At 69.0% G+C, this 24,177-nt stretch carries 24 protein-coding genes and 1 tRNA gene; 17 read left to right on the forward strand and 8 right to left on the reverse strand.

Annotated features, from left to right (window positions below):
• The first annotated feature begins 3 nt into the window (after positions 1–3).
• The 6 genes from glp (at position 4) to AB0D57_RS00220 (ending at position 4,837) form a co-directional block, all read left to right on the forward strand.
• A complete protein-coding gene (gene glp, locus AB0D57_RS00195) occupies positions 4–1,326 on the forward strand; it encodes a gephyrin-like molybdotransferase Glp (protein WP_362065138.1) in 1,323 nt (440 codons plus the stop codon).
• A 61-nt stretch (positions 1,327–1,387) separates the two neighbouring features.
• Complete coding sequence (moaC, locus tag AB0D57_RS00200) at positions 1,388–1,900, forward strand: cyclic pyranopterin monophosphate synthase MoaC (RefSeq protein WP_362065141.1); 513 nt, start codon at positions 1,388–1,390, stop codon at positions 1,898–1,900.
• Entirely contained in the window at positions 1,897–2,409 is a 513-nt protein-coding gene (locus AB0D57_RS00205) for a MogA/MoaB family molybdenum cofactor biosynthesis protein (RefSeq protein ID WP_362065144.1), read from the forward strand. The genes moaC and AB0D57_RS00205 overlap by 4 nt, the downstream gene beginning before the upstream one ends.
• Positions 2,410–2,432: 23 nt before the next feature.
• Positions 2,433–3,110 (forward strand): GNAT family protein, encoded by a 678-nt coding sequence (locus AB0D57_RS00210; RefSeq protein WP_362065673.1) that lies wholly within the window; start codon positions 2,433–2,435, stop codon positions 3,108–3,110.
• 206 nt (positions 3,111–3,316) lie between these two features.
• Complete coding sequence (gene glpR / locus AB0D57_RS00215) at positions 3,317–4,666, forward strand: gephyrin-like molybdotransferase receptor GlpR (RefSeq protein ID WP_362065147.1); 1,350 nt, start codon at positions 3,317–3,319, stop codon at positions 4,664–4,666.
• Between the two features lie 97 nt (positions 4,667–4,763).
• Positions 4,764–4,837: transfer RNA gene (locus AB0D57_RS00220), tRNA-Ala, on the forward strand.
• A 206-nt stretch (positions 4,838–5,043) separates the two neighbouring features.
• Here the strand turns inward: AB0D57_RS00220 and AB0D57_RS00225 are convergent.
• Both AB0D57_RS00225 and AB0D57_RS00230 read right to left on the reverse strand, forming a co-directional pair.
• Complete coding sequence (locus AB0D57_RS00225) at positions 5,044–5,940, reverse strand: pectate lyase (RefSeq protein ID WP_362065151.1); 897 nt, start codon at positions 5,938–5,940, stop codon at positions 5,044–5,046.
• A 371-nt stretch (positions 5,941–6,311) separates the two neighbouring features.
• A complete protein-coding gene (locus tag AB0D57_RS00230) occupies positions 6,312–6,515 on the reverse strand; it encodes a cold-shock protein (protein WP_028805073.1) in 204 nt (67 codons plus the stop codon).
• A 354-nt stretch (positions 6,516–6,869) separates the two neighbouring features.
• On the opposite strand from AB0D57_RS00230, the gene AB0D57_RS00235 reads away from it, so the two are divergent.
• Together AB0D57_RS00235 and AB0D57_RS00240 are read left to right on the forward strand one after the other, a co-directional pair.
• Positions 6,870–7,718: a menaquinone biosynthesis protein gene (locus AB0D57_RS00235; RefSeq protein ID WP_362065155.1), complete on the forward strand. Its 849-nt coding sequence runs from the start codon at positions 6,870–6,872 to the stop codon at positions 7,716–7,718.
• 70 nt (positions 7,719–7,788) lie between these two features.
• Positions 7,789–9,546, forward strand: a complete 1,758-nt coding sequence (locus AB0D57_RS00240) for a protein kinase (RefSeq protein WP_362065158.1) — start codon at positions 7,789–7,791, stop codon at positions 9,544–9,546.
• Here AB0D57_RS00240 and AB0D57_RS00245 read toward each other — a convergent pair.
• The gene (locus tag AB0D57_RS00245) at positions 9,539–9,679 is read right to left on the reverse strand and encodes a hypothetical protein (RefSeq protein ID WP_362065161.1); all 141 of its coding nucleotides are present in this window, start codon (positions 9,677–9,679) and stop codon (positions 9,539–9,541) included. The two genes, AB0D57_RS00240 and AB0D57_RS00245, sit on opposite strands and share 8 nt — an antisense overlap.
• Before the next feature lie 163 nt (positions 9,680–9,842).
• Between AB0D57_RS00245 and AB0D57_RS00250 the strand changes: the two genes are divergently transcribed.
• The 3 genes from AB0D57_RS00250 (at position 9,843) to AB0D57_RS00260 (ending at position 12,395) form a co-directional block, all read left to right on the forward strand.
• Positions 9,843–10,670, forward strand: a complete 828-nt coding sequence (locus AB0D57_RS00250) for an A24 family peptidase (protein ID WP_362065164.1) — start codon at positions 9,843–9,845, stop codon at positions 10,668–10,670.
• A 71-nt stretch (positions 10,671–10,741) separates the two neighbouring features.
• On the forward strand, positions 10,742–11,941 hold the full coding sequence (mqnC, locus tag AB0D57_RS00255) for a cyclic dehypoxanthinyl futalosine synthase (protein WP_362065167.1): 1,200 nt from the start codon (positions 10,742–10,744) through the stop codon (positions 11,939–11,941).
• 7 nt (positions 11,942–11,948) lie between these two features.
• Entirely contained in the window at positions 11,949–12,395 is a 447-nt protein-coding gene (locus tag AB0D57_RS00260; protein WP_362065170.1) for a hypothetical protein, read from the forward strand.
• A 106-nt stretch (positions 12,396–12,501) separates the two neighbouring features.
• Here AB0D57_RS00260 and AB0D57_RS00265 read toward each other — a convergent pair whose 3' ends face one another.
• Positions 12,502–13,533 carry a chitinase gene (locus tag AB0D57_RS00265; RefSeq protein ID WP_362065173.1) on the reverse strand — a complete coding sequence of 344 codons (1,032 nt, stop codon included), beginning with the start codon at positions 13,531–13,533 and terminating at the stop codon, positions 12,502–12,504.
• A 306-nt stretch (positions 13,534–13,839) separates the two neighbouring features.
• Here AB0D57_RS00265 and AB0D57_RS00270 point away from each other — a divergent pair, with 306 nt between their 5' ends.
• The 4 genes from AB0D57_RS00270 (at position 13,840) to AB0D57_RS00285 (ending at position 18,851) form a co-directional block, all read left to right on the forward strand.
• Positions 13,840–14,232, forward strand: a complete 393-nt coding sequence (locus AB0D57_RS00270) for a hypothetical protein (RefSeq protein ID WP_362065176.1) — start codon at positions 13,840–13,842, stop codon at positions 14,230–14,232.
• 19 nt (positions 14,233–14,251) lie between these two features.
• Positions 14,252–16,588 (forward strand): bifunctional polysaccharide deacetylase/glycosyltransferase family 2 protein, encoded by a 2,337-nt coding sequence (locus AB0D57_RS00275; RefSeq protein WP_362065179.1) that lies wholly within the window; start codon positions 14,252–14,254, stop codon positions 16,586–16,588.
• A gap of 1 nt (position 16,589) precedes the next feature.
• Positions 16,590–18,083 (forward strand): acyltransferase family protein, encoded by a 1,494-nt coding sequence (locus tag AB0D57_RS00280; protein WP_362065182.1) that lies wholly within the window; start codon positions 16,590–16,592, stop codon positions 18,081–18,083.
• A 72-nt stretch (positions 18,084–18,155) separates the two neighbouring features.
• The gene (locus AB0D57_RS00285; protein ID WP_362065185.1) at positions 18,156–18,851 is read left to right on the forward strand and encodes a demethylmenaquinone methyltransferase; all 696 of its coding nucleotides are present in this window, start codon (positions 18,156–18,158) and stop codon (positions 18,849–18,851) included.
• Positions 18,852–18,937: 86 nt separating this feature from the next.
• Here the strand turns inward: AB0D57_RS00285 and AB0D57_RS00290 are convergent, their stop codons facing one another.
• Both AB0D57_RS00290 and AB0D57_RS00295 read right to left on the reverse strand, forming a co-directional pair.
• On the reverse strand, positions 18,938–19,270 hold the full coding sequence (locus tag AB0D57_RS00290) for a PASTA domain-containing protein (protein ID WP_362065188.1): 333 nt from the start codon (positions 19,268–19,270) through the stop codon (positions 18,938–18,940).
• 91 nt (positions 19,271–19,361) lie between these two features.
• On the reverse strand, positions 19,362–19,868 hold the full coding sequence (locus AB0D57_RS00295) for a GNAT family N-acetyltransferase (RefSeq protein WP_362065191.1): 507 nt from the start codon (positions 19,866–19,868) through the stop codon (positions 19,362–19,364).
• 99 nt (positions 19,869–19,967) lie between these two features.
• Between AB0D57_RS00295 and AB0D57_RS00300 the strand changes: the two genes are divergently transcribed.
• Positions 19,968–21,269: a geranylgeranyl reductase family protein gene (locus AB0D57_RS00300; RefSeq protein WP_362065194.1), complete on the forward strand. Its 1,302-nt coding sequence runs from the start codon at positions 19,968–19,970 to the stop codon at positions 21,267–21,269.
• A 44-nt stretch (positions 21,270–21,313) separates the two neighbouring features.
• On the opposite strand, the gene def is transcribed toward AB0D57_RS00300, so the two are convergent.
• A complete protein-coding gene (gene def, locus AB0D57_RS00305; protein ID WP_362065197.1) occupies positions 21,314–21,973 on the reverse strand; it encodes a peptide deformylase in 660 nt (219 codons plus the stop codon).
• A 232-nt stretch (positions 21,974–22,205) separates the two neighbouring features.
• Here def and AB0D57_RS00310 point away from each other — a divergent pair, with 232 nt between their 5' ends.
• Positions 22,206–22,703 (forward strand): winged helix-turn-helix transcriptional regulator, encoded by a 498-nt coding sequence (locus AB0D57_RS00310; protein WP_362065675.1) that lies wholly within the window; start codon positions 22,206–22,208, stop codon positions 22,701–22,703.
• A 106-nt stretch (positions 22,704–22,809) separates the two neighbouring features.
• On the opposite strand, the gene AB0D57_RS00315 is transcribed toward AB0D57_RS00310, so the two are convergent.
• Complete coding sequence (locus AB0D57_RS00315; protein ID WP_362065200.1) at positions 22,810–23,661, reverse strand: C40 family peptidase; 852 nt, start codon at positions 23,659–23,661, stop codon at positions 22,810–22,812.
• Positions 23,662–24,177: the final 516 nt, after the last annotated feature.

Raw genomic sequence — 24,177 nt, forward strand, 5'->3', positions numbered from 1 at the left:
GATTTGAGCAGCGCCGCGACCCGCGTCACCGGCCAGGACCACCTCTGGTCGGTGACCGAGCACCTGGAGGACATCCTCGCGACCGTCCGCCCGCTCGAACCCATCGAGCTGCAACTCCTCGACGCCCAGGGCTGCGTCCTGGTCGAGGACGTCACGGTGCCGGTCTCACTGCCGCCGTTCGACAACAGCTCGATGGACGGGTACGCGGTCCGGGTCGCCGATGTCGCGGGCGCGAGCGAGGAGTACCCGGCCGTCCTCACGGTCGTCGGCGATGTCGCGGCCGGCCAGGCCGAGCAGCCCTCCGTGGGCCCCGGTCAGGCCGCCCGCATCATGACCGGCGCCCCGCTGCCGCCCGGCGCCGAGGCCGTCGTCCCGGTGGAGTGGACCGACGGCGGCCTGGGCGAGGGGCCGGTCTCGGGGATGCGCGCCCACAGCGCCGCTCCCGAGGGTGCCGCCGGCCAGGTGCACGTGCACCGTCCGGCCGAGGCACGCGCGCACGTGCGCGCGAAGGGCAGCGATGTGAAGGCCGGCGACCGCGCCCTCGAAGCGGGCACCATCCTCGGCCCGCCGCAGATCGGCCTGCTCGCCGCGATCGGCCGCGGCACCGTGCGCGTGCGTCCGCGCCCGCGCGTGGTCGTCATGTCCACCGGTAGCGAACTGGTCCAGCCCGACGAGCCGCTCGGTAGCGGCCAGATCTACGACTCCAACAGCTTCGCCCTCTGCGCAGCCGCCCGCGACGCCGGAGCCATCGCCTACCGCGTGGGCGCGGTCTCCGACGACGCCGAGACACTCCGCTCCACCATCGAGGACCAGCTCATCCGCGCGGACCTGCTGGTCACGACGGGCGGCGTGAGCGTCGGCGCGTACGACGTCGTCAAGGAAGCCCTGTCCTCCGTGGGCGACGAGGACGAGCCGGGCAGCGGCATCGAGTTCCGCAAGCTCGCCATGCAGCCCGGCAAGCCGCAGGGCTTCGGCTCCATCGGCCCCGAGCACACCCCGCTGCTCGCGCTCCCGGGCAACCCCGTGTCGTCGTACGTCTCCTTCGAGTTGTTCGTCCGCCCCGCGATCCGCACCCTGATGGGGCTGGACGACGTCCACCGGCCCACGACCCGCGCGATCCTGGAGACGGGCAAGGCACTGACCTCGCCGGCGGGCCGCAGGCAGTTCCTTCGGGGGAGGTACGCCGACGGAAAGGTGACGCCGGTCGGCGGCGCGGGATCCCACCTGGTCGCCGCCCTCGCACAGGCCGACGCGCTGATCGTCGTCCCCGAGGACACCACCTCGGTGGAGCCCGGCACCGAGGTGGAGGTGGTCCTGCTCGGCTGAGCACCCCCGGTTGGCGGTAGCGTGTCGCGCACAACAGGCCCGACCGGGAGCGCCGCAGCACATGACCGTTCCATCCCGGGGGGAGACCCCCGGACCCTCCGCGCAGGACCGACTGACCCATATCGACGAGGCGGGCGCCGCCCGCATGGTCGATGTATCGGGCAAGGATGTGACCGCGCGCACCGCCCGCGCCAGCGGCCGAGTCCTGGTCTCTCCCCGAGTGGTCGAGCTGCTGCGCGGCGAGGGGGTCCCCAAGGGTGACGCCCTGGCCACCGCGCGCATCGCGGGCATCATGGGCGCCAAGCGCACGCCGGACCTGATCCCGCTCTGCCACCCGTTGTCGGTGTCGGGTGTCAAGATTGATCTGTCGGTCGCGGACGACGCCGTCGAGATCCTGGCCACCGTGAAGACCACCGACCGCACGGGCGTCGAGATGGAAGCCCTCACCGCGGTCAGCGTGGCGGCCCTCACCGTGATCGACATGGTCAAGGCGGTCGACAAGGGAGCGGTCATCACGGACGTACGCGTCGAGGAGAAGACGGGCGGAAAGTCGGGCGACTGGAGCCGGGCATGACGCCGTCGTCCTATCGCGCACTGGTGATCACCGCCTCCAACAGGGCCGCCGCGGGGGTTTACGAGGACAGGGGCGGGCCCTTGATCGCCCAGGGGCTCACGGTGTGCGGCTTCACGGTCGACGGCCCGCGGGTCGTCCCCGACGGCGACCCCGTCGAGGCGGCGCTGCGCACGGGCGTCGAGGCCGGGTACGACGTCATCGTGACGACGGGTGGTACGGGGATCTCGCCCACCGACCGGACCCCGGAAGCGACGCGGCGCGTGCTCGATCACGAGGTGCCGGGCATTCCCGAGGCCATCAGGGCGTTCGGAAGAGAGAAGGTGCCGACGGCGGCGCTGTCCCGGGGGCTCGCCGGAGTCGCGGGACGGACGTTGATCGTCAACCTGCCGGGTTCCACCGGCGGGGTGAGGGACGGTCTGGCCGTCCTGGAGCCCCTCCTGATCCACGCCGTCGACCAGATCCGCGGCGGCGATCACCCCAGACCCAGCGGCAGTGGGGGTGCGAGCTGAACAGCCCAGCCTGGCCCGTCGAACTGGTGGACGGCGACGTCGTCCTCCGGCCCATAAAGGTGCGCGATCAGCGGGCCTGGCGTGAGGTGAACCGGCGCAACCGGGACTGGCTGCGGCCCTGGGAGGCGACGATCCCGCCGCCCACCCCCAGCGGCCCCATCGCGCACCGGCCGACCTACCGCCAGATGGTCCGGCACCTGCGCGCCGAGGCCAACGCGGGCCGGATGCTGCCCTTCGTGATCGAGTACCAGGGGCGGCTGGTCGGACAGCTGACGGTCGCCGGGATCACCTGGGGATCCATGTGTTCCGGGCACATCGGCTACTGGGTGGACCAGTCGGTGGCGGGCCGCGGAGTGATGCCGACGGCCGTGGCGCTGGCGACCGACCACTGCTTCCGCGCGGTCGGACTGCACCGCATCGAGGTCTGTATTCGCCCGGAGAACGGGCCCAGCCGCCGGGTCGTGGAGAAACTCGGATTCCGCGAGGAAGGGCTGCGTCCACGTTATCTTCACATCGACGGCGCCTGGCGGGACCATCTCGTCTTCGCGCTCACCGCCGAAGAGGTGCCGGACGGGTTGCTCGGACGGTGGCGGCGGGCACGATCGGAGCGGACACGCGCCGATCAGGCAGGGTCGGAGCGGACTGGGTCGGAGCGGGCTGGGTCGCAGAACCCGAGCAAGCCCGACAACGCCAGTAAATGAAATAGATGTTCGAAAATGATCGAGATGGTGATCACCTCGGAGCGTCTTGGGTGCATCTCGGTGGCATCTCGAGGCATTAAATTCGCGGTCCCGGTGGCCCGCTGATCGCGTCGGTCACAAAAAAAGCTCGAAATATCAGCCAGATCGTGCGACACACCGGCCCAATTGGCAGATGGCCTCATGCAAACCCCTCTACCGTGTGAGGCGTGAGCAGCAGCGGCCTCATCTACGCAGTCATCGTCGGGGCCTGGGCCGCCTACTTGGTGCCGATGTGGCTCCGTAGGCAGGACGAGCTGAACGAAGCCCGTCCGACGGAACGCTTCAGCACCGCCATCCGGCTGCTGTCCGGACGGGCGGGAATGGAGCGCCGGTACGCCAAGGACCTGCGGGCGCGCTCCGCCGAAGAGGGGGAGCACAGCGCCGATCCGGACGGCGTCACCGATTCGGTGGACGTCCGGGCCTTCGCCATGCCTCCGGTCCGGCAGCAGACCAAGGCCCAACTCCCGCCCCCCGCTCAGCCGGAGCCACAGCAGGCGTCGCAGGCCGCGGCCCGGCAGGGCGCGCAGCAGGGCTACTCGGCGGGTTCCCCGACAGGTTCTTCGGCGGGTTCGCCGATCGGTTCTCCTGCCGGTTCCCCCATGGGGTCTTCGGCCGGTTCCTCCGTCGACTCTTCGAGAGGCGCCGAGCCGGTGCCGCAGCAGTCGGCCAAGTCCGCGCCCAGGTCCGTGTCCAAACCCGGGCCCAAGTCGTCGGGTAGGTCCGCGGGCTCGCAGGTTCCGGCTCCGCGGGGGGCTTCCGCGGCGGAGGCCGCGGCGCGCGCCCAGCGCTCGAAGGTGCTCGCGCGCCGACGGCGTACGACCGTGATGCTCTTCCTGGCCTTCACGTTCGGTGCGATCGTGGCGGCCGTCGGGGGGCTCGCCTTCCTGTGGGCGCCCGGCGTGCCCGCCGTGATGCTGAGCTCGTACATCGTCTATCTGCGCGCCCAGGAGCGACGGCGCTTCACGTACACCATGGACCGGCGCCGGGCCGAGGCCGCGGCGCAGCGGCTGCGGGAGCGGCAGCCGCGCCGGCGGCCGACCCTCGATCCGGGCGCCGACGAGCCGGACGACGGCCCCGAGCCGGAGACCGACCCCGGGCTGTCCGCGCTCGCGGCCGACCGCCGCGCCCTCGTCGAGCAGACCGACCACGCCGAGTGGGTCGACCAGCAGCGCGAGCGGCAGCAGGGCCCCGGCCGGGGTGACAGCTGGGACCCGGTGCCGGTTCCGCTGCCGACGTACGTGACCGCGCCGGTCGCGCCCCGGGCCACCTCCAGCGTCGACCTGGGGGCGCCGGACGCGTGGAGTTCCGCGCGCTCCAGTGCCGTCGAGCCGAGCGAGCCGGAGGCGGACCTTGCCGACGAGGAGGGGCCCGATGCCGACGAGGAGGGCGAGGTCGCGGACGACGGTCGCAGCGACGCCCGGCGCGCCGCGTCCGCCCGGCGCGCCCGCGAGCGCGGTCGCACCCCGCTGTTCGACCAGTACGACGAGGGAGGGCGGCCGCGTGCGGCCAACGAATGACCACCCGCTGACCACCCCGCTCGGGACCCCCGGCTGACCAGCCAGGAACGGATTTCCAAGCAGCGGGACGGGGATGCTAGAGTTTCACTCGTTGCAAGGGCCTGTGGCGCAGTCCGGTAGCGCACCTCGTTCGCATCGAGGGGGCCAGGGGTTCAAATCCCCTCAGGTCCACCGCAACGACTGTTCTTGAGTCAGCTCAGGAATGGTTGACAAGATCCCGTCCGATCTGATTGATCGGGCGGGATTTTTGTGTTGGGCGAACTGGCGAATCGGCGAATTGGCGAACCAGCGAACCGCTGGCGCGTCATCGGTTGAACCCCGGTTGAGCCCCGGTGCGGGATACACCGGGGCTTCACCTCACCTCCTGGCCTGCTGGCTTACTGGAAGGTGATGTCGGACTCGGCGAAGACGCAGTTCGTGCCGTCAGCGTCGGAACCGAGTTCGGTCGGTTCGCCTTCGGTGACGCCCTCGAACTTCTGGCAAGGGACGATCTCTCGTTCGGCGTCGCCGACGATCGTGATGTTGGACAGGCGTGCGGTGTCGCCCAGATTGCTGTTGATGCCGGCCAGTTCGCTGCCGGGTGCGGTCGCGGTCACGTCCTCCAGCACGATGTCGCGCTGGAACTGCTCGCTGCAGTTGCCGCAGGTGCGGGCGAGCTTTCCGAAGTCCGACACCTCGAAGCCGCGGACGGTGAGCGTGCCGTTGCCGTTGAACTGGAACACCTTGTCCTCGGCCTTGGTGGCTCCGCCGCCGGTCACCAGGTAGGTCGCGTCCTCCGATTCGCCGAGGAAGGTCGCGGCGTCCTCGCCGACGTCCTCCCAGAACACGTTGTCCAGGGTGCAACTGCCCAGGCAGTGCACGCCGTCGGCTGCCGGGGCGCCGAGGATGACGTTCTTCAGCACCGCGCCGTCGGCCAGCTCGAAGATCGGATCCTGCCCCTCCTCCTGGTCTCCACCGCCGAGGGCCCCGGTTCCGACGAACCGCTGAAGTTCGCCGTCGAAGGTGCCGGACACCTGCTGGGTCTCGGCGACCGCCTGCTCACCGGTGGCCTCGGGGAAGGCAAGGGTTCGTGCGGGCGCCTCGGCCGGTGAGGAGGCCAGGGTCCGTACCGGCGCCTCGGTCGTCGAGGAGGCCGCGGAGGGTGGGTCGTCGGTGGCCAGGGCGACACCACCGGCGACCGCCGCCGAGACCAGGCCGGCAGTGACGGCTCCGATCAACCAGAGTCTGCCGCGGCGCTTTCGGTGGGGGGTGGGTGCGCTGGATCGACTGACCATCTGGGATCACCTCATGGTGTGTGCAGGATCGGCATTGCTCGCTCGTCATGCGTACGGATGCAATACATACGGATGCAATGCATACGGATGTAATGCGTACAGACGTAATGCGTACAGACGTAATGCGTACGGATGTCCGCTACAGCCGGGGTGCGCTTTCCCGGCTGATCCACACAGGCACATACGGTGCCGGAGAGGTGGCTGTTCAACCCGCGCCAGACCCCGGGGACGAAACGGCACCGCCGGGGGAAAGGGAATGAAACGACGCGGTCGGGACAAAAGGCAGGAGCCCCGCGACCGGCTGGCGCGGGGCTCCTTGGGTACTGCTATCCGTTCCGGATCAAGACATGAGGCTCATGGAGCCCGCAGGCTTAGATCGGGGTGACGTTCTCCGCCTGCGGGCCCTTCGGACCCTGCGTGACGTCGAAGGAAACCGACTGGTTCTCTTCGAGAGAGCGGAAACCGCTCGCGTTGATCGCGGAGTAGTGGACGAAGACGTCCGGGCCGCCGCCTTCCTGGGCGATGAAACCAAAGCCCTTTTCGGCGTTGAACCACTTCACGGTTCCGGTAGCCATAAGCCCTCCTTGGGCCCAAAGGGTTGCCCTGCTCCAGAACCTGCGATTGTGTAAACAACTGCATACGTCTGAAAACGACGAGAGCCCGCGGTCACATGCTCCGCAGGCTCTGTACTGCAAGGGAAACCAAACTGCAACTTGCGGCGAGCTTAGCATCCGGGCAGCCGAAAGCAATAGAGGGCAAGATCACGTCACCCGGATGTTTGACCCTGCCGGGGTGCGGGTTGACGAGGTGATGTCACAAGAGGTGACAAAGTCGTGTCGTGAGGGTTGACACGAGCGGTCGGAGTGTTTTCCAGAACCACTTCGGACCCTGAAGTCTGCACCGTACCCCATGGGGGCTAGCCTCGCGATGTGGACAATTCACGCAACCGGCCGCGCGTCGGCCACATCCAGTTCCTGAACTGCCTGCCCCTCTACTGGGGGCTCGCAAGAACGGGCACGCTTCTCGACTTCGAGCTCACCAAGGACACCCCGGAGAAGCTCAGCGAGAAGCTCGTGCGGGGCGACCTCGACATCGGGCCCATCACCCTCGTCGAGTTCCTCAAGCACGCGGACGAGCTGGTCGCCTTCCCTGACATCGCTGTCGGCTGCGACGGTCCGGTGATGTCCTGTGTGATCGTCTCGCAGGTCCCGCTGGACCAGCTGGACGGCGCCAAGGTCGCCCTCGGCTCGACCTCTCGTACATCCGTTCGGCTCGCGCAGTTGCTGCTGGCCGAGAGCGTGGGCGTCCAGCCGTCGTACTACACCTGCCCGCCCGACCTCAGCCTGATGATGCAGGAAGCCGAGGCCGCCGTACTCATCGGTGACGCGGCGCTTCGGGCCAATCTGTTCGACGGGCCGAAGTTCGGTCTGCAGGTGCACGACCTCGGCTCCCTGTGGAAGGAGTGGACGGGGCTGCCGTTCGTCTTCGCCGTGTGGGCCGCCCGGCGCGACTATCTGGAGCGGGAGCCGGTCGTCACCCGCAAGGTGCACGAGGCCTTCCTGGCGTCCCGGGATCTCTCGCTGGACGAGGTCGGCAAGGTCGCCGAGCAGGCCGCCCGCTGGGAGGCCTTCGACGAGCGGATTCTGGAGCAGTACTTCACCACGCTCGACTTCCGCTTCGGCGGCCCGCAGCTGGCCGCGGTGGGGGAGTTCGCGCGGCGGGTCGGCTCGACCACCGGGTTTCCGGCGGATGTGAAGGTGCGGCTGCTGGAGTCCTGAGGCTCGGGGCGCGTACGGCACTACGCTGCTGGGCAGTGCGTGGAGTGCGTACGGGGGAGGGGTGAGCGTCATGCAGCCGCTCGGAGTCGACGAGCCCACTGTCGTGGGGCCCTACCGGCTGCTCGGCCGGCTGGGCTCCGGCGGCATGGGGCGGGTGTATCTGGGCCGCAGCGCGGGCGGCCGTACGGTCGCGGTCAAGATCGTGCACCCGCACTTCGCGCTCGACGAGGAGTTCCGCGCCCGCTTCCGTCGTGAGGTCGAGGCCGCTCGGCGGGTGGGCGGCGCGTGGACGGCGCCGGTCCTGGACGCGGACCCGGAGGCATCGGTGCCGTGGGTCGCGACGGGGTACGCGGCCGGTCCCTCGCTCGCGGCCGCCGTCGCGGATGGTGGCCCGCTGCCGCTGCCTTCCGTGCGAGTCCTGGGCGCGGGCCTCGCCGAGGCGCTCTCGGCGGTCCACGCGCTGGGTCTGGTCCACCGGGACGTCAAGCCGTCCAACGTCCTGCTGACCCTCGACGGCCCCTTGCTGATCGACTTCGGCATCGCGCGGGCGACGGACGGCACGGCTTCGCTCACCTCGACGGGCGTCTCCGTCGGATCCCCGGGCTACATGTCGCCCGAGCAGATCCTCGGCCAGGGGGTCACGGGGGCGGCGGACGTCTTCTCGCTGGGCGCGGTGCTGGTGTACGCGGCGACGGGTGAGTCCCCGTTCTCCGGTGACTCCTCGGCTGCCCTCCTCTACAAGGTGGTGCACGAGGAGCCCCGACTCGGCTCCCTGGAGGGCGGGTTGCGGGATCTCGTGTCGGCGTGCCTGGCGAAGGAACCGCTCGGGCGGCCGACTCCGGGTGAGGCGGCCGCGCGGCTGGCTCCCGAGGGCGCGGCCCGGCTGGTGACGGCGGGATGGCTGCCGGGAGCGCTGGTGGAGCAGGTGAGCCGAAGTGCCGTACAGCTGCTGAACCTTGAGGCGACCGAGCCGGCGCCCTCGGGTCCGGTGGGATTCAGCAGCCCTTCGGTGGGCCCGAACTCCGGCGCGGAGGTACCGGCGTCCGGTTCCGGCGCGGGCGTGCCGGTGCCCGGCGGGGTGTTCGGGCCGCCGCCCGCGATGCCGACGTATGGGCCGGGACAGCAGTCGACCTACGTGCCGGCGCAGCAGTCGGCCTACGTGCCGGGGCAGAGTGAGGCGCGGGCCGAGCCGCAGGACATGGTGCCCCCGCCCGTCGGCCGCCCCGGCAAGCTCTCCGTCAGTGTGGCCGCGACCTCGGCCCCCGGGATGAACGGCCGTGGTCGCAAGCTGAGTTGTACGGTCGCGCTGGCCGTCGCCGGAGCGCTGGCCGCGGTCACGGTGGGCTCGGCGTTCGTGTTCGACCTGATGCCGGGGGGCGGTGACAACGACGCGGCTTCCAGTGGCTCCGACTCCGCGGCGAGCCCCCCTCCGGCGGCGACACCGAGCGCGTCCGAGCCGGTGGACGCGGAGCCCGGTTCCGTGCCGGCGAAGTACCTCGGCACATGGGAGGGCGACGCCTTCGCCCTGGACGGCAAGCTGCCCGCGGGCACCTTCCGGGTCACCCTGCACCGGGCCGCCGTGGGCAAGGAGGTGGGTACGTTCCGGTCGACCGACCTGATCGGCGGCGTCTGCGACGACGTACTCGTCCTGAAGAAGGTCACCGAGAAACAGCTCACCGCGACGAGCATCGCCGACGAGTCCAACCCCGGCACGTGCACCACCGGCAGACACGAGGTGCGGCTGATTCCCGTCGGGGCCGAACTCACGTACGAGACGGACAACTCGGAGGCGGGGGATCCGGTGGCTCGGATGGCGAAGATCAAGTAGTCGGGGGCTCGGCCGGCCGCCGGGCGGTGGAGCGCCTGACGAGTACGGCGATCAGGGCGGCGCCGAGAAGCAGCGTCGCGGCCGGCCCCAGGGACCAGACGTACGGATGCTCCTCAGGGACGGCGGCGTCCACGCCCTGACAGCGAGGACCAGAAGGCCGCGCTGGGTCTGCAACGACCAGAAGGATCCCGGCGAGCCCTGGCAGGCGGCCATCTTCGGCAACCACCTTCTGGCGACAGGTGGTTACGAGATCTACGCACTGCCCGCGGTGTGGGGCGGCTGCGTAAGGTGGGCCCGTGGATCCCGACCTCTGGCTGACCGCCGTCGCCGCCCTCTGGGGCGCGGCGGTGGGGCTGCTGGTGCCGCGGGCCGCGTACCGGTTCGCGGTGGAACCGGACGAGACGTGGCGGGACCGGTGCCCGGACGGTCATCCGATCACCGGCATCGCGCGGGGCTGGCTCGGACTCGCCGGGTGCGTCGCGTGCGCCGACTCCGTCCGGATGTCCGCGATATCCCGGGTACCCAGTACATTCCGTAGGTCCAGTGCATCCAGTACATTTCGCGCATCCCGTACGTCATCGTACGGACCCGGCACCCCCCGTACGGCCCTCACCACCGCCCTCGTCTGCGCCGGTCTGGCCCTCGCCACCGGCACCCGCCCCGAACTCGGCGTCTGGCTGCTGCTCGCGCCCCTCGGAGTGCTGCTCGCCGTCGTGGACTTCAGGGTGCAGCGGTTGCCCGATGCGCTGACCCTGCCGCTCGCGGTCGGCGCGCTCGGGCTGCTCGGGGTGGTCGCCGCCGTGCCCGAGCACGTGGGGGACTGGCCGACCGCGCTGTTCGGGGCGCTCGGCCTCGGCGGCGCGTACTTCCTTCTCTTTCTCATCAACCCGAACGGGATGGGATTCGGGGACGTGAAGCTCGCGCCGGGGCTCGGGGCCGTGCTCGGCTGGTACGGGTGGGGGACCGTCGTGCTGGGGACCTTCGCGGGGTTCCTGTTCGGGGGGCTGTACGGGCTGGGGCTCGTCATCGCGCGGCGAGCCGGGCGCAAGACCTCCATCCCCTTCGGGCCGTTCCTGATCGCGGGCGCGTACATCGGGCTGCTGATCGGGGCGTTCGCGGCCTGACGTCGGGCTCAGGGCAGGGCTGGCGTAGGCTGGCAAGGTCCGTCCACACCCCTATGAAAGGGACGCTCCCGGTGACCGAGAAGGCCGACCTTCAGTCCGTCCTCGACCGTGCCGCCGCGGGTGGGCGGATCACCCCCGAAGAGGCGCTCGACCTCTACCGCGACGCCCCGCTGCACGCGCTCGGCGCCGCCGCCGACGCCGTACGCAAGGCGAAGTACGCGGGCACCGAGCACATCGCCACGTACATCATCGAGCGCAACATCAACTACACGAACGTGTGCGTCACGGCGTGCAAGTTCTGCGCTTTCTACGCCGCCCCGAAGGACACCGCCAAGGGCTGGACCCGCGACCTCGACGACATCCTGCGCCGCTGCGCCGAGACCGTCGAGCTCGGTGGTACGCAGATCATGTTCCAGGGCGGGCACCACCCGGACTACGGCGTCGAGTACTACGAGAAGCACTTCTCCGCGATCAAGGCCGCCTACCCGCAGCTCGTCATCCACTCGCTGGGGGCGAGCGAGGTCGAGCACATGGCCCGCATCTCCAAGGTGAGTGTGGAGGAGGCGATCCAGCGCATCCACACCGCCGGTCTCGACTCCTTCGCGGGCGCGGGCGCGGAGCTCCTGCCCGAGCGGCCGCGCAAGGCGATCGCTCCCCTCAAGGAGTCCGGCGAGCGCTGGCTGGAGATCATGGAGGCCGCGCACGGGCTGGGCGTCGAGTCGACCTCCACCATGCTCATGGGCACCGGCGAGACCAACGCCGAGCGCATCGAGCACCTGCGGATGATCCGTGACGTACAGGACCGGACGGGCGGCTTCCGCGCCTTCATCCCGTACACCTACCAGCCCGAGAACAACCACCTCAAGGGCCGCACCCAGGCCACGCTGTTCGAGTATCTGCGGATGATCGCGATCGCCCGCCTCTTCCTCGACAACGTCGCCCACATCCAGGGCTCCTGGCTGACCACCGGCAAGGAGGTCGGCCAACTCTCGCTGCACTACGGCGCGGACGACCTCGGCTCGATCATGCTGGAGGAGAACGTCGTCTCCTCGGCGGGCGCCAAGCACCGCTCCAACCGCCTGGAGATCATCGACCTCATCCGCAAGGCGGGCCGCGTTCCGGCCCAGCGGACGACGACGTACGAGCACATCGTGGTCCACGACGACCCGGCGAACGACCCGGTCGACGAGCGGGTCATGTCGCACATCTCGTCGACCGCGATCGAGGGTGGCACCGCACACCCCGAGCTGAAGCTGCTGACCTCCAACTAGCGCCGTCGTGCTGACGATTCACGCCGCGGACGAGCTTCGGGTCACCTGGGACGCCGAGCCGGTGAAGGAGGGCGCGGTCGCCGTCGACGGGGACCGCGTCGCGGGCTTCGGGCCGCTCGCCGAGCTGTTGGAGCGGTTTCCGGGCGCGCGGCTGCGACGCTGGCCCGGCGTGCTCGGGCCGGCGCTCGTCCACGAGGGGGCCCTGCCCGAGGCGCCGAGCCCCCGAGAGCGCGTCCACGCCGTACTGAAACTGGGCGCCACCGCCGTACGGGCGGAACACGCCGACACGGCCGACCTCCGAGCGGCGGCTTCCCGCAACGAGGTCGCTGTCCTTCCTCGTACAGGAAAGCCGATGATCACCGACACGGCCCGCGCAGACCTGGCTGTTTTCGACGAGGACGGCACGTGCATCGCGACGGTGTGTGCAGGCCGCTTGGTACACAGACGGCGCTGAGCTCATTCACGCTCGTCCGCTGCGGCGAGCCTTTTTTGGGCGCGGGGTTGTGCCATTTGCGGGCTCCGCAGAGTGGGCGCGACGAGCTCCCCACGGCCCGCAGTTTTCATCCGGCCAACGCCTCCGCAAACGCCCCCGAAGTCTGCGTCACCCCACTGCAATTGGTTGCCGCATTGTCCGAATCCGCATCGTCACTCGAACACTGCTGATCACGGAACGTCGACCACATGGAGACCCACGCGATCTTCTTCTCCTCGGCGAACTCCCGCACCTGAGCCGCGTCCGAGAGGGTGAACGTCTCGCCCGCCACGTCGTTGTCGCCGATCATCGAGGTGAGCGCGAGCCCCTGCCACGCCCCCTCGCTCGACAGCCCGAAGACGTCCTCCAGCTGGTCGTGGGTCGCCTCGGCGGAGGTCTCCGCGTAGTCACCCATGTCACCGCCGTACGACGTGCCGTAGTTCATCGTCATGATGTTGACGGTGGAGACCGCCACGGAGTTGTCGTTGGCGGACTCCAGCAGCGCCAGGCTGTCGGCGTCGAGGCCGGACGGCATGACCGGCAGTGTGAAGGAGACGTTCAGGTCGCTGCGCTCCTTCTGGAGCAGCGCGATCGCCTCGGAGCGCAGCGCGACCGAGTCGGAGTCGGTCAGCGTGTCGCCCTCGATGTCGAAGTCCGCCTGGGTCGATCCGGCGGCGTCGAGCGCCTCGCCGTAGGCCTCGGCGAGCGCGCTCGCGCTGTCGCAGGTCTCGGCCAGCTCCTTGCCGGACGCCCCGCCGAAGGAGACGCGCACGCTCGCGCCGGACTCCTTGAGCGCCGAGATCCGGGACGTCACCGAGGCCTTGTCGATGGCCTCCGTCCCGTTCCACTTGGGCGTGCAGTCGCTGCCGTCCGAGATCACGAAGGCCAGGTTGTAGGTGGTCGGGGACCCGGTCGCGTCCGTGGCGGAGGTGGCCGTGGCGCTCACGTAGGGCGCGTACGAGGTGGTGGACGTGGCCTCGGTCTCGGAGGGCGCCGCACTCGTCTGCGGGGTCTGTGCGGGCGCCGCGTCCGAGGTGTCATCACCACCGGAGGAGCACCCCGCACAGGCCAGGGCCACCAGGCAGACGAGCCCGGCGGCCGGCTTCAGGAAACTCCTCATTGCGCATGCACCCGCTCTCGTGATTTCTGTCTCAGGACGGAAACAAAGTGCGATTCCGGAGTTCAAAGGTGGCACATTCGGTGTTGATTCACGAATACAGGAAACGCATAGAAAGCACATAGGGGCAGGGGGTGAATCGGGCGAGTCGGGCGCGAGAATGGTACATAAGGTCTGTATGTGTCAGTCCCGAGCTGCGCGGATGATCGAGAATTCTCTCAGGGAACGGACAGGTTGGGCCAAGTTTCATGGGTGCCTCACATGAGAACCAGAGAATTGGCCACATAAAGGCGTCCTAATATCCGGGGAATGCAATCCGAGTCAGCCATCGAAAACCGCGCCCAAGTGCGCGGCCGTCGCCGCAAACCCGGCAACGGGTCCGGGGACGGGCCCGTCTTCGTTGACAGCTCCGGGCGCAGAGCACGTCTCCTGCGCCGAGTCGGCATGCTCTTCGGCGCCGTGTGCCTCGGCTACGCGGTCGTTCTCGGCATGGCCTTCATGGGCGTGGGCACCTCGCTCACCCCGAACTCGCTGATCCCGTTCGGCGGTGGCCAGGCCGGCTCCGCCCCCGGAGGCAACTTCCAGCCGCAGGGTGGCGTGGCCCCCACCGGCAGGCCCACCGGCAACCCGCCGTCGGGCACGCCCACCGGCGAGGCCCCCTCCTCGGCTCCCTCTGCGTCTGCCTCCACCGGCGCCAACTGACCGGAACGGACCCACCCACATGACTTCGACGACGCCCTCGCGCGGCCGCCGGCGTGCCCCCTCCAAGATGGAGCGGGCGGCGGGCAGGGCCGCGGCGCTGCAGAAACCCCGTGTGATCCTCGCCCTGCTCCTCCTGCTGGGACTCACCAGCGTGATGCTGCTCGATGGCTATCTGCGCTCCGAGATCGGCAATGACTCCCGGGTGCGCGACGGCGCCGCCTACGACGAGGTGCCGGAGAAAATCCTCGACGGCGGTCCTCTCCTGACCTTCAACAACGGCACGGCGAAGACGCAGTCCGTACCGAAGAAGACCATCGTGCTCACCTTCGACGACGGTCCGACCGGGGACTGGACTCCCAAGGTCCTCAAGGTCCTCGAGGACAACGACATCGAAGCCACGTTCTTCATGGTCGGCTCGATGGTCTCCCGCTACCCGAGCATCGTGAAGGACCTGGTGGACCAGGGCAACGAGGTCGGCATCCACACCTTCACGCACGTCGACCTCTCCTACCAGACCACGGCGCGGCTGAAGCGTGAGCTGACGCAGACGCAGCTCGCGCTGGCCGGTGCGGCGGGGGTCACGACCACGCTGTTCCGCGCCCCGTACTCGTCGGAGATCAACGCGGTCGACAATTACAGCTGGCCGGTCTACCAGGACATCGGAGACCTGGGCTACGTCAGCGTCTTCGTCGACACCGACAGTGACGACTGGAAGAAGCCGGGCGTTTCGAAGATCGTCAAGTGGGCCACGCCGAAGAACAACGAGGGCGCCGTCGTCCTCATGCACGACGCGGGCGGTGACCGTTCGCAGACGGTCAAGGCGCTCGACACGTACATCAAGAAGATGAAGAAGAAGGGGTACTCCTTCACCACGGTCAGCGGCGCGATGGCGAAGCTGAACCAGGGCCAGAACGGCCGGCCGGGCGGAAACACCGGTTCCGGGCAGACCGTCGAGGCCGGGGCCGCGCCGACCGGTGTTCCGGGTGGGCAGTCGGGTGGCACGCAGTCCGGGCCCGGTTCGGCCGACGCCGGCAACGTGAACGTCGAGCAGTCCGGCCAGTCGAAGGCGTCCGGCGCGACCCTGTACGAGGGCAAGGCCCTCATCTACGCGGTCGCGGTCGCCGAGTGGGTCCTGCCGGTGCTGTCCTGGCTGCTGTTCGTCGTCGGCGTGTCCGTCATGGGCCGGTTCGGGCTGATGCTGGTCCTCGCCCGCCGCCACTACAGACAGCGCAACAAAAAGCGCGGCAAGGGCGGGAAATTCAGTTGGGGGCCGACGGTCACCAGGCCGGTGACCGTGATCGTGCCCGCGTACAACGAGAAGGAGTGCATCGCCAACACGATCGACTCCCTGACGCGGTCCACCCATCCGATCGAGATCATCGTCGTCGACGACGGCTCTACGGACGGCACGTCGGAGATCGTCGAGGCGATGGGCATCCCGAACGTCCGCGTCATCCGCCAGGAGAACGCGGGCAAGCCGGCCGCGCTCAACAACGGTGTGCGCAACGCCAGCTACGACATCGTCGTGATGATGGACGGTGACACCGTCTTCGAGCCGGACGCCGTGCACCAGCTCGTGCAGCCGTTCGCGGACCCGGAGATCGGCGCGGTCGCGGGCAATGCCAAGGTCGGCAACCGCAACACCATCATCGGCGCCTGGCAGCACATCGAGTACGTGATGGGCTTCAACCTCGACCGTCGCATGTACGACCTGCTGCGCTGCATGCCCACCATTCCGGGCGCGATCGGCGCGTTCCGCCGGGACGCGGTGCTCGAGGTCGGCGGCATGAGCGAGGACACGCTCGCCGAGGACACCGACATCACCATCGCCATGCACCGCGCGGGCTGGCGGGTCGTCTACCAGGAGCACGCCAAGGCCTGGACGGAGGCGCCCGGTTCGCTCAAGCAGCTGTGGTCGCAGCGCTACCGCTGGTCGTACGGCACCATGCAGGCGCTGTGGAAGCACCGCAAGTCCCTGACGGACAAGGGACCTTCGGGCCGCTTCGGTCGCGTCGGTATGCCGCTTGTGGTCATCTTCCAGATCATCACGCCGGTTCTCGCGCCGCTGATCGACGTGTTCACCATCTACTCGATGATCTTCGTCGACTTCTGGGCCTCGCTGCTGGCCTGGCTGGCGGTACTGGTCGTCCAACTCGTCTGCGCGGCCTACGCGTTCCGGCTCGACCGGGAGAAGTACCGCTACCTCGCGATGCTGCCGCTCCAGCAACTCGCGTACCGCCAGATGATGTACCTCGTCCTGATCCACTCCTCCGTCACGGCTCTCACCGGCGGCCGCCTCCGCTGGCAGAAGCTCAAGCGCACGGGCGAGGTCGGGACTCCGGCAGGAGTGAGCTGATATGAGCTGGGGCTCGGAACAACAAGGGCAGCAGGGATACCAAGGGCAGCAGGGATACCAAGGGCGGCAGGAGTACCAGGGACAGCACGGGCAGCCGGGGTACGGCTACGGGTACGGCCAGCAGCCCGATCCCTACGGTGGCGGCTATGCGCAGCAGCCCCAGTCGTACGGCCAGGGCCAGGGCCAGGGCTACTCCGGGACCGGGCAGGCGTACGTCGACTACGGGCAGGGGTACGCCACTGACACGGCGCCCCTGCCGGCGGTCGAGCCGGAGCCTGTGACTGTCGCCGCGCCGCCGTCCGAGCCCAAGCCCGATACGTCGTCCGAGCCCTCTCCGAAGCCGAAGCCGAGGCCGAGGCCGAGGTCGAAGCCGAACCCGGATTCGACGCCGGGGCCGGAACTGGAAACGGAACCGGAAGCGGAATCGGAGTCCGGACCGGAATCGAAGCCGAAGCCCAAGGCCGGGGGACGCGACCGCTACTTCGACGCGCTGCGCGCCGTCGCACTGGTCCGCGTCGTGACCTACCACACCTTCGGCTGGGCCTGGGCCGGCATGGTCTTCCCGTCGATGGGCGTGATGTTCGCGCTCGCCGGCACGCTGATGGCCAAGTCCCTGGAGCGCCCCGCGTTCAAGGTGGTCAAGAGCCGGATGCGGCGACTGCTGCCGCCCTTCTGGTTCTGGGGATTCTTCGTCGTGGTGGCGATGCTGATCCACGACTGGATGCCGGGCTGGCAGATCGTCTTCTGGATCGTGCCGGTCGGCGACCCGCCGGGCAACCAGTGGGGCGTTCAGGCCTGGGAGATCCTCTGGTACCTACGGACGTACCTCTGGTTCGTCCTGCTCTCCCCGCTGCTCCTGTGGGTCTTCAGGAAGGCCCCCATTCCGGTTCTGCTCCTCTCCCTCGCCCCGATCGTGGTCTTCCAGTACGGGTGGCAGCCCCCGTACGACCGCTTCGGCAGCGGTCTCACGGACCTCGCCACCTACCTGTTCTGCTGGCTCGTCGGCTTCGCGCACCGCGAGGGCGTGCTCCAGCGGCTGAAGCCGGCCCTGGTGGTTCTGGCGTCGCTGGGCCTGCTGGCGTACGGCGGCTGGTACGCCTTCGCCCACCAGGCGGAGTTCGGCACCTACGACCTGGACGAGATCCCGCTCGCGCAGACCTTCTGGTCGGCCGGCTTCGTGACGCTGCTGATGTACTTCAAGGCGTACTACAACGTCGACTTCGCCTGGCTGGCCCGCTTCAAGCGGCTCGACCGGATCGTGACGATCTTCAACGGGCGGGCGGTGACGATCTATCTCTGGCACGAGATCGCGCTGATCCTCGCGGTTCCGCTGATCGACCAGTTCTGGAAGGTGCCCGCCTTCGAGAAGTGGCTGCCGCTGGAGAGCCAGTGGTTCATGTTCGGCATCGGCTGGGTGCTGATCTGGATCGCGATCCTGCTGTTCGGCTGGGTCGAGGACGTGGCCGCCAAGAAGAAGCCGAAACTGCTCCCCTGAGAGGGTTGTGTGAGACCGGCGTACGGGCCGGGCGCTGGAGAGTCGCCCGGCCCGTGCTGCCACAATGGGGGCGTGACCCGCGCATCCCTGGACAAGCAGCCGCATGAAGTCGCCTCGATGTTCGACGACGTGGCGGAACGGTACGACCTGACGAACGACGTGCTGTCGCTCGGCCAGGACCGGGTGTGGCGCAGAGAGGTCGCGAAGGCGGTCGACGCGCGCCCCGCACAGAAGATCCTGGACCTGGCGGCCGGGACGGCGACCTCGTCCCTCCCCTTCGCGCGCACGGGTGCGTACGTCGTCCCGTGCGACTTCTCCCTCGGCATGCTCCGCGTCGGCAAGAAGAACCACCCCTGGTTGCCGCTCACCGCGGGCGACGCGACGAAGCTGCCCTTCAAGGACGACACCTTCGACGCGGTGACGATCTCCTTCGGGCTGCGCAACGTCCAGGAGACCGAAACGGCGCTGAGTGAGCTGTACCGGGTGACCAAGCCGGGCGGCCGGGTCGTGATCTGCGAGTTCTCGCACCCGACGTGGGCGCCCTTCCGCACCGTGTACACGGAGTACCTGATGCGCGCGTTGCCGCCGGTCGCCCGCGCGGTGTCCTCCAACCCCGATGCGTACGTCTATCTCGCCGAGTCCATCCGCGCCTGGCCCGACCAGCCCGCCCTGGCCGAGCTGCTGCGCAAGGCCGGCTGGTCGAAGGTGGCCTGGCGGAACCTGACGGGTGGCATCGTCGCGCTGCACCGGGGCTTCAAGACCGCTTAACGGCTCACCTGGTCACCTGGCTCGGGTGACCATCTGATCACGTGGCTCAGGTGCCCACCTGCCTACCTGCCCACCTGTCCACTTGTTCACCTGAGCACCGCGAACGGGTCCCCCGGCGCGTCGAGCTCGCGGCGCAGTCCGCCCGACGGCGGACGAGGCAGGCGCGGCTCGCGCACACCCGCGCCGCCCTCCGCGTCACCCAGGTCGAACCACACGGTGACCATGGCACCCCGCGGAACCTCGGAGCCGGGTGGCGGATATTGGCGTACGACGTAGTCGACGACCGTGAGATGGAAGTCCGGCCGGTCCGGCGCGGCGAGCAGCACACCTCGCGCCTCGGCCGTCTCGCGCGCGTCCACGGCCATCAGGCCGATGAACCGCGGCACGCGCACTTCGGGTGTCTTGGGTGTTATGCGCACAGACGTCACCCCCCAGCGGTACCGGAAGGGTAAGCCCGGCCGGGCTCTTCCGGAAGCCTTCAGAGAACTCGCCCGAAGGGGGTGAGGCCCGTCAGAGAGCCAGTCGGTAGCGGTGTGCCTGCTGCTGCGTCGTCGGCGACGTGACCGTCTCGGCGAGCTCCATGCCGAGACGTCTCGTCACCGCGATGGAGCGCTCGTTGCGCGTGTTGACCATGGCGATCACGCTGGATACGCCCGCGTCACGGACCCGCTCCAGGGTGGTGAGCGCGGCAGCGGTGACATACCCCTTGCCCCAGTGCGCCCGTCCGAGCCGCCAGCCGATCTCGATCTGCCCGGCCGGGCCCCACGCGTGCGGCCAGGGCTGCGCACCGGTGAAGCCGAGCACCTCACCCCCGGAGTCGACCATCGTCCACAGACAGAACCCGAGCTCGGCGTCGTGCCGTCGCTGCCGTGCGGTGAGCTCCTCGTACACCGACAGCTCGGCAGCCCGGCCGCCGTGGAACTCCATGACTTCCGGGTGGGCGAAGACTCGGTGCCAGGCGAAAGCGTCCTCGTCGGTGGGGACACGGAGCCGTACGTCGGGGAGAGCTCGGTTCACGGGGGCAGCCCTTCAACCAGGTGATCAGTACCGCTGCATAGACTGCCCATGTCCAGTGCCCGTCAGCACGCAGATTTCGAGTCTTGGGGAGACCCCGCCGTGACCGAGCCCCAACCCCTCTCCGAAAACACCGCAGATGTGATCGTCGTCGGGGCGGGACCAGCCGGTTCCACGACCGCGTACTACCTGGCGAAGGCCGGACTCGATGTCCTGCTCCTGGAGAAGACCGCGTTTCCCCGGGAGAAGGTCTGCGGTGACGGCCTGACGCCGCGCGCCACCAAACAACTCATCTCCATGGGCATCGACATCTCGGAGGAGGCCGGCTGGCTGCGGAACAAGGGCCTCCGCATCATCGGCGGTGGCGTCCGCCTCCAGTTGGACTGGCCGGATCTCGCCTCCTTCCCCGACTACGGACTCGTCCGCAAGCGGGACGACTTCGACGAGCAGCTGGCACGGCAGGCGCAGAAGGCGGGCGCGCGGCTGTACGAGCGCTGCAACGTCGGCGCCCCGATCGTCGACGACCGCACCGGCCGCATCACCGGCGTGCACGCCAAGCTCGGCGACGTCGACTCGGGGGAGAAGCGGGAGGTCACCTTCCACGCCCCGCTGGTCGTCGCAGCCGACGGCAACTCCACCCGGCTCTCCCTGGCGATGGGCCTGCACCGTCGTGAGGACCGGCCGATGGGCGTCGCGGTCCGTACGTACTTCACGTCCCCGCGTCACGAGGACGACTACCTGGAGTCCTGGCTGGAGCTGTGGGACCGCCGTGGCGCCGAGGACCGTCTCCTCCCCGGCTACGGCTGGATCTTCGGCATGGGCGACGGCACGTCGAACGTCGGCCTCGGCGTCCTCAACACCTCCGACTCCTTCAAGGAACTGGACTGGCGCGAGGTCCTGAAGGCGTGGTGCGCCTCGATGCCGGAGGAATGGGGCTACACGCCCGAGAACATGACCGGCCCGATCCGAGGCGCCGCGCTCCCGATGGCCTTCAACCGCCAGCCGCACTACACGAAGGGGTTGTTGTTGGTCGGCGATGCCGGCGGCCTGGTGAACCCCTTCAACGGCGAGGGCATCGCCTACGCCATGGAGTCCGGCCAGATCGCCGCGGACGTCATCGTCCAGGCCCACGCCCGCTCCACCCCCGCCCAGCGAGAACTGGCCCTCCAGCGCTACCCCCGCGTCCTCAAGGACACCTACGGCGGCTACTACAACCTCGGCCGCGCCTTCGTGAAGCTCATCGGCAACCCCAAGGTCATGAAGATCGCGACGCAGCGAGGCCTGACCCACCCCCTGCTGATGAAGTTCACCCTCAAGATGCTCGCGAACCTGACGGACCCGACGGGCGGCGACGCGATGGACCGGATCATCAACGGGCTGTCCAAGGTGGCCCCGAAGGCGTGACGCGGGAGCCGGGGCGCCGCGGCTGAGACAGGGCAGCGAGGACGTCAGCCCCTCAGCTCGGCCGCCTTACTGAGCCTCCGAGCGAAGACGTGCTCGCGGCGGTCTTCCATCTGCCGCAGCGCGTCCTTGCGTTCGCGCCGGGACAGCCGGTCCAAGTAGACGTGCCCGTCGACGTGGTCGGTCTCGTGCTGCAGACAGCGGGCGAAGTAGCCCGTTCCCTCGATGACGAGGGGGTTCCCGTCCTTGTCGAAGCCGCGCACCACCGCGCGGTCGGGACGCGGAACGTCCATGACCGCCCCCGGCACCGACAGACAGCCCTCGCCCTCGTCGAGGAGGCGTCGTCCGGCCGGGGCGAGCTGGTCCAGGACCGGGTTGGCGATGTGTCCGACGTGTCGGACGCCGTCGTCGTCCGGGCAGTCGTACACGACGAGCCGCAGATCCACGTCGACCTGATTCGCGGCCAGTCCCGCGCCGTCAGCGACGTACATCGTCAGGAACATGTCGTCGACGAGCGCGGAGAGCTCCGGACTGCCGAACCCGATCCCTTCCGCACCGGCCCGGATCACTTCCCGGCTCGGCCGATGCAGCACCTCCTCGCCCACCTCGGTGATCCGCCGCACCGAGCCCCGCGCGGCCTCCGGAGGCACCATCGGATACGACTCGACGAGCACTCCCTGCACGAACACCCCGCGCCTGACGGACATGACGCCCCCTCGCTCATCTGACCAACTCGGCAACTTGCCAAGTGCTTTGCAAAGTAGCAGGCTTTGCAAAGTGACTGAAGACGATGTGCACCGAGCCGGGGACGGCGGCCAGGACCGGGGCCAGGGGCAGGACGAGGACCAGAGCCAGGCCGAGAGCCAGGGGCAGGGGCAGGGCCTGAGTCAGGACCAAGGCCTGGGCCGGCACCGAGAGCGAGACCGGGGATCGGACCAGTTGCCGGCGCACGACATACGCACGGCCCTGCTGGAGCTGCTCGCGGAGGTGGGGACGGTGACGGCCACGGAGGCGGCGGCACGGCTCGGATACAGCTCCGGCCTCTGCTCATTCCATTTGCGGCAGTTGGCACGGTATGGGCGTATCGAGGAGGTGCCGCAGAGCGGCGGGCGCGCTCGTCCATGGAGGCTGCGGCGGGAGACGGCCGACTCGGCCTCGGGAACGGGCTCGGAGTCCGGCTTCGGGGAGTTGGTGCGAGGGCTCGAGGACGAGAGCTATCAGCAGTGGCTCGCCCAGAAGGACCAAGTGCCCGAGGAATGGCAGCAGGACGAGGCATTCAGCGCGGTGGTCTACCTCACGCCGGAGGAACTGGCGGCGGTCGCCGCGACCGTACGGCGGACTCTCGCGCGCTATCAGGACCGCGAACAGCGACCGTCCATCCGCCCTGCGGAGGCACGCCCGGTCGCGGTCGTCAGTCGACTGTTCCCGTTGGTGTGACGATGCTCGTCGGCCTCGTCGATTCCATGACGGACTCGGTGACAGGGGCGCCGCCCTCACGCGGCGCCCCTGTCGCCGAGTCGTATGACTCAGAAAGCTGTGCGACTCAGAGGACGCGCACCGCGCCCGTGGCCGGATAGCCCGAAAGGTCCTGAATCACCACACCCTTGGAGGGGTTGGCCGCGTCCAGGTACTGGCCGTCACCGATGTACACGCCCACGTGGTAAGCCGACCCGGCCGAACCCCAGTACAGGATGTCCCCGACCTCGAGGTTGGACAGCGAGACCGGCGTACCGGCCGTCGACTGATCCCCCGAGACGCGCGGCAGGTCGACACCGACCTGCTTGAACGCGGCCTGCACGAGGCCGGAGCAGTCCCACGCGTTGGGGCCCGTACCGCCCATGACGTACGCATCGCCGACCTGCGCCTTGAGGAAGGCGATGACGGTCGCGACATTGCCGCTGGCCGGGGCGGAGACGTTCGAGGACGTGGAGGTGGAGGCGGAGGGGGAGTCGGAGGAGGACAGGACGGTCCGCTCGGCGGACCGCGAGGCGGCCTCGGCGGCTGCGGCCTTGCGTGCGGCCTCTGCCTTCTTCTTGGCCTCCGCCTTCTTCTTGGCGTCGGCGAGGTCCGCCTTGGCCTGCTGGGCGGCCTTGGCGGCTGCGGCGTCGCGCTCTGCCTGCAGCTCGTAGTTCGCCGCGGCCTGCTGCGTGACTTCCGCGGACTGCGCGAGCTGGGTGGCCAGGTCGGCCGTCAGGGTGGGCAGTTCGAGCGTCTGCGTCACGGGCTCGGCCGCGTTCGCCGAACCGGCCGCACCGGCCACGGCCAGGGTGCTGAGAACGCCACCGGCAACTCCGGTGCGCATCGCGAGCGTCGACGCGTTGCGGCGGGGCTTCCGGTGGCTGCGTATGTGAGCGGTGTGGGACATGGGTACAACCGGTATCAGGGGCTCCCTCATACCTTCAAGAAACGTGTGGTGCGCCACAGTTGTTCAATCTGCGGCTGAATCCCGGGCGCGTCACTCTTTATTGACGCCGTAACGGGCATTGCGGACAGAGATGATCAAGCCTGTGATCATGCCCTTTCGGTATTACGTCCGGATTGCCCGCTGCTTACCACTGGTTGGAGCCGGTGGCCAAGCCCGGCTTATCCGGCCCATAGGTGAGTGTGGCGCAGGTCACGGAACGGTCGCCGCGGCGAGCGTGTCCCGCGCGTGTGTCCGGACGGTCACCCCTCGTGAACGCGTGCACGCGCCCATGTCCATCCACACCCGTCCCTCTGATGTGTGAATGCGGCCCTCTATCAAGCCCTCGCGTCCAGCACTAATTTGCATGCAGGGGAAGTCTCTTGATATGGAGATGCCGCTCCAGGCCTGCGGTGACGAGGGCAAATGTCACCTCTCGTGATCGCACGGACGCTTCGCGTGTGAAGATCCCCGCTCATTCGACTTCATGATCCTTCATCAGGTGGTGGA

Origin of the sequence: Streptomyces sp. NPDC048275 (assembly GCF_040652275.1) — a bacterium.
In the GTDB taxonomy this organism is placed as follows: domain Bacteria; phylum Actinomycetota; class Actinomycetes; order Streptomycetales; family Streptomycetaceae; genus Streptomyces.

Coding starts and splice junctions, on each gene's coding strand:
- AB0D57_RS00240 (WP_362065158.1), top strand. CDS start 7,789: ATGCAGCCGCTCGGAGTCGACGAGCCCACTGTCGTGGGGCCCTACCGG.
- AB0D57_RS00280 (WP_362065182.1), top strand. CDS start 16,590: ATGAGCTGGGGCTCGGAACAACAAGGGCAGCAGGGATACCAAGGGCAG.
- AB0D57_RS00265 (WP_362065173.1), bottom strand. CDS start 13,533: ATGAGGAGTTTCCTGAAGCCGGCCGCCGGGCTCGTCTGCCTGGTGGCC.
- AB0D57_RS00270 (WP_362065176.1), top strand. CDS start 13,840: ATGCAATCCGAGTCAGCCATCGAAAACCGCGCCCAAGTGCGCGGCCGT.
- moaC (WP_362065141.1), top strand. CDS start 1,388: ATGACCGTTCCATCCCGGGGGGAGACCCCCGGACCCTCCGCGCAGGAC.
- AB0D57_RS00275 (WP_362065179.1), top strand. CDS start 14,252: ATGACTTCGACGACGCCCTCGCGCGGCCGCCGGCGTGCCCCCTCCAAG.
- AB0D57_RS00205 (WP_362065144.1), top strand. CDS start 1,897: ATGACGCCGTCGTCCTATCGCGCACTGGTGATCACCGCCTCCAACAGG.
- AB0D57_RS00230 (WP_028805073.1), bottom strand. CDS start 6,515: ATGGCTACCGGAACCGTGAAGTGGTTCAACGCCGAAAAGGGCTTTGGT.
- def (WP_362065197.1), bottom strand. CDS start 21,973: ATGTCCGTCAGGCGCGGGGTGTTCGTGCAGGGAGTGCTCGTCGAGTCG.
- AB0D57_RS00315 (WP_362065200.1), bottom strand. CDS start 23,661: ATGAGGGAGCCCCTGATACCGGTTGTACCCATGTCCCACACCGCTCAC.
- AB0D57_RS00225 (WP_362065151.1), bottom strand. CDS start 5,940: ATGGTCAGTCGATCCAGCGCACCCACCCCCCACCGAAAGCGCCGCGGC.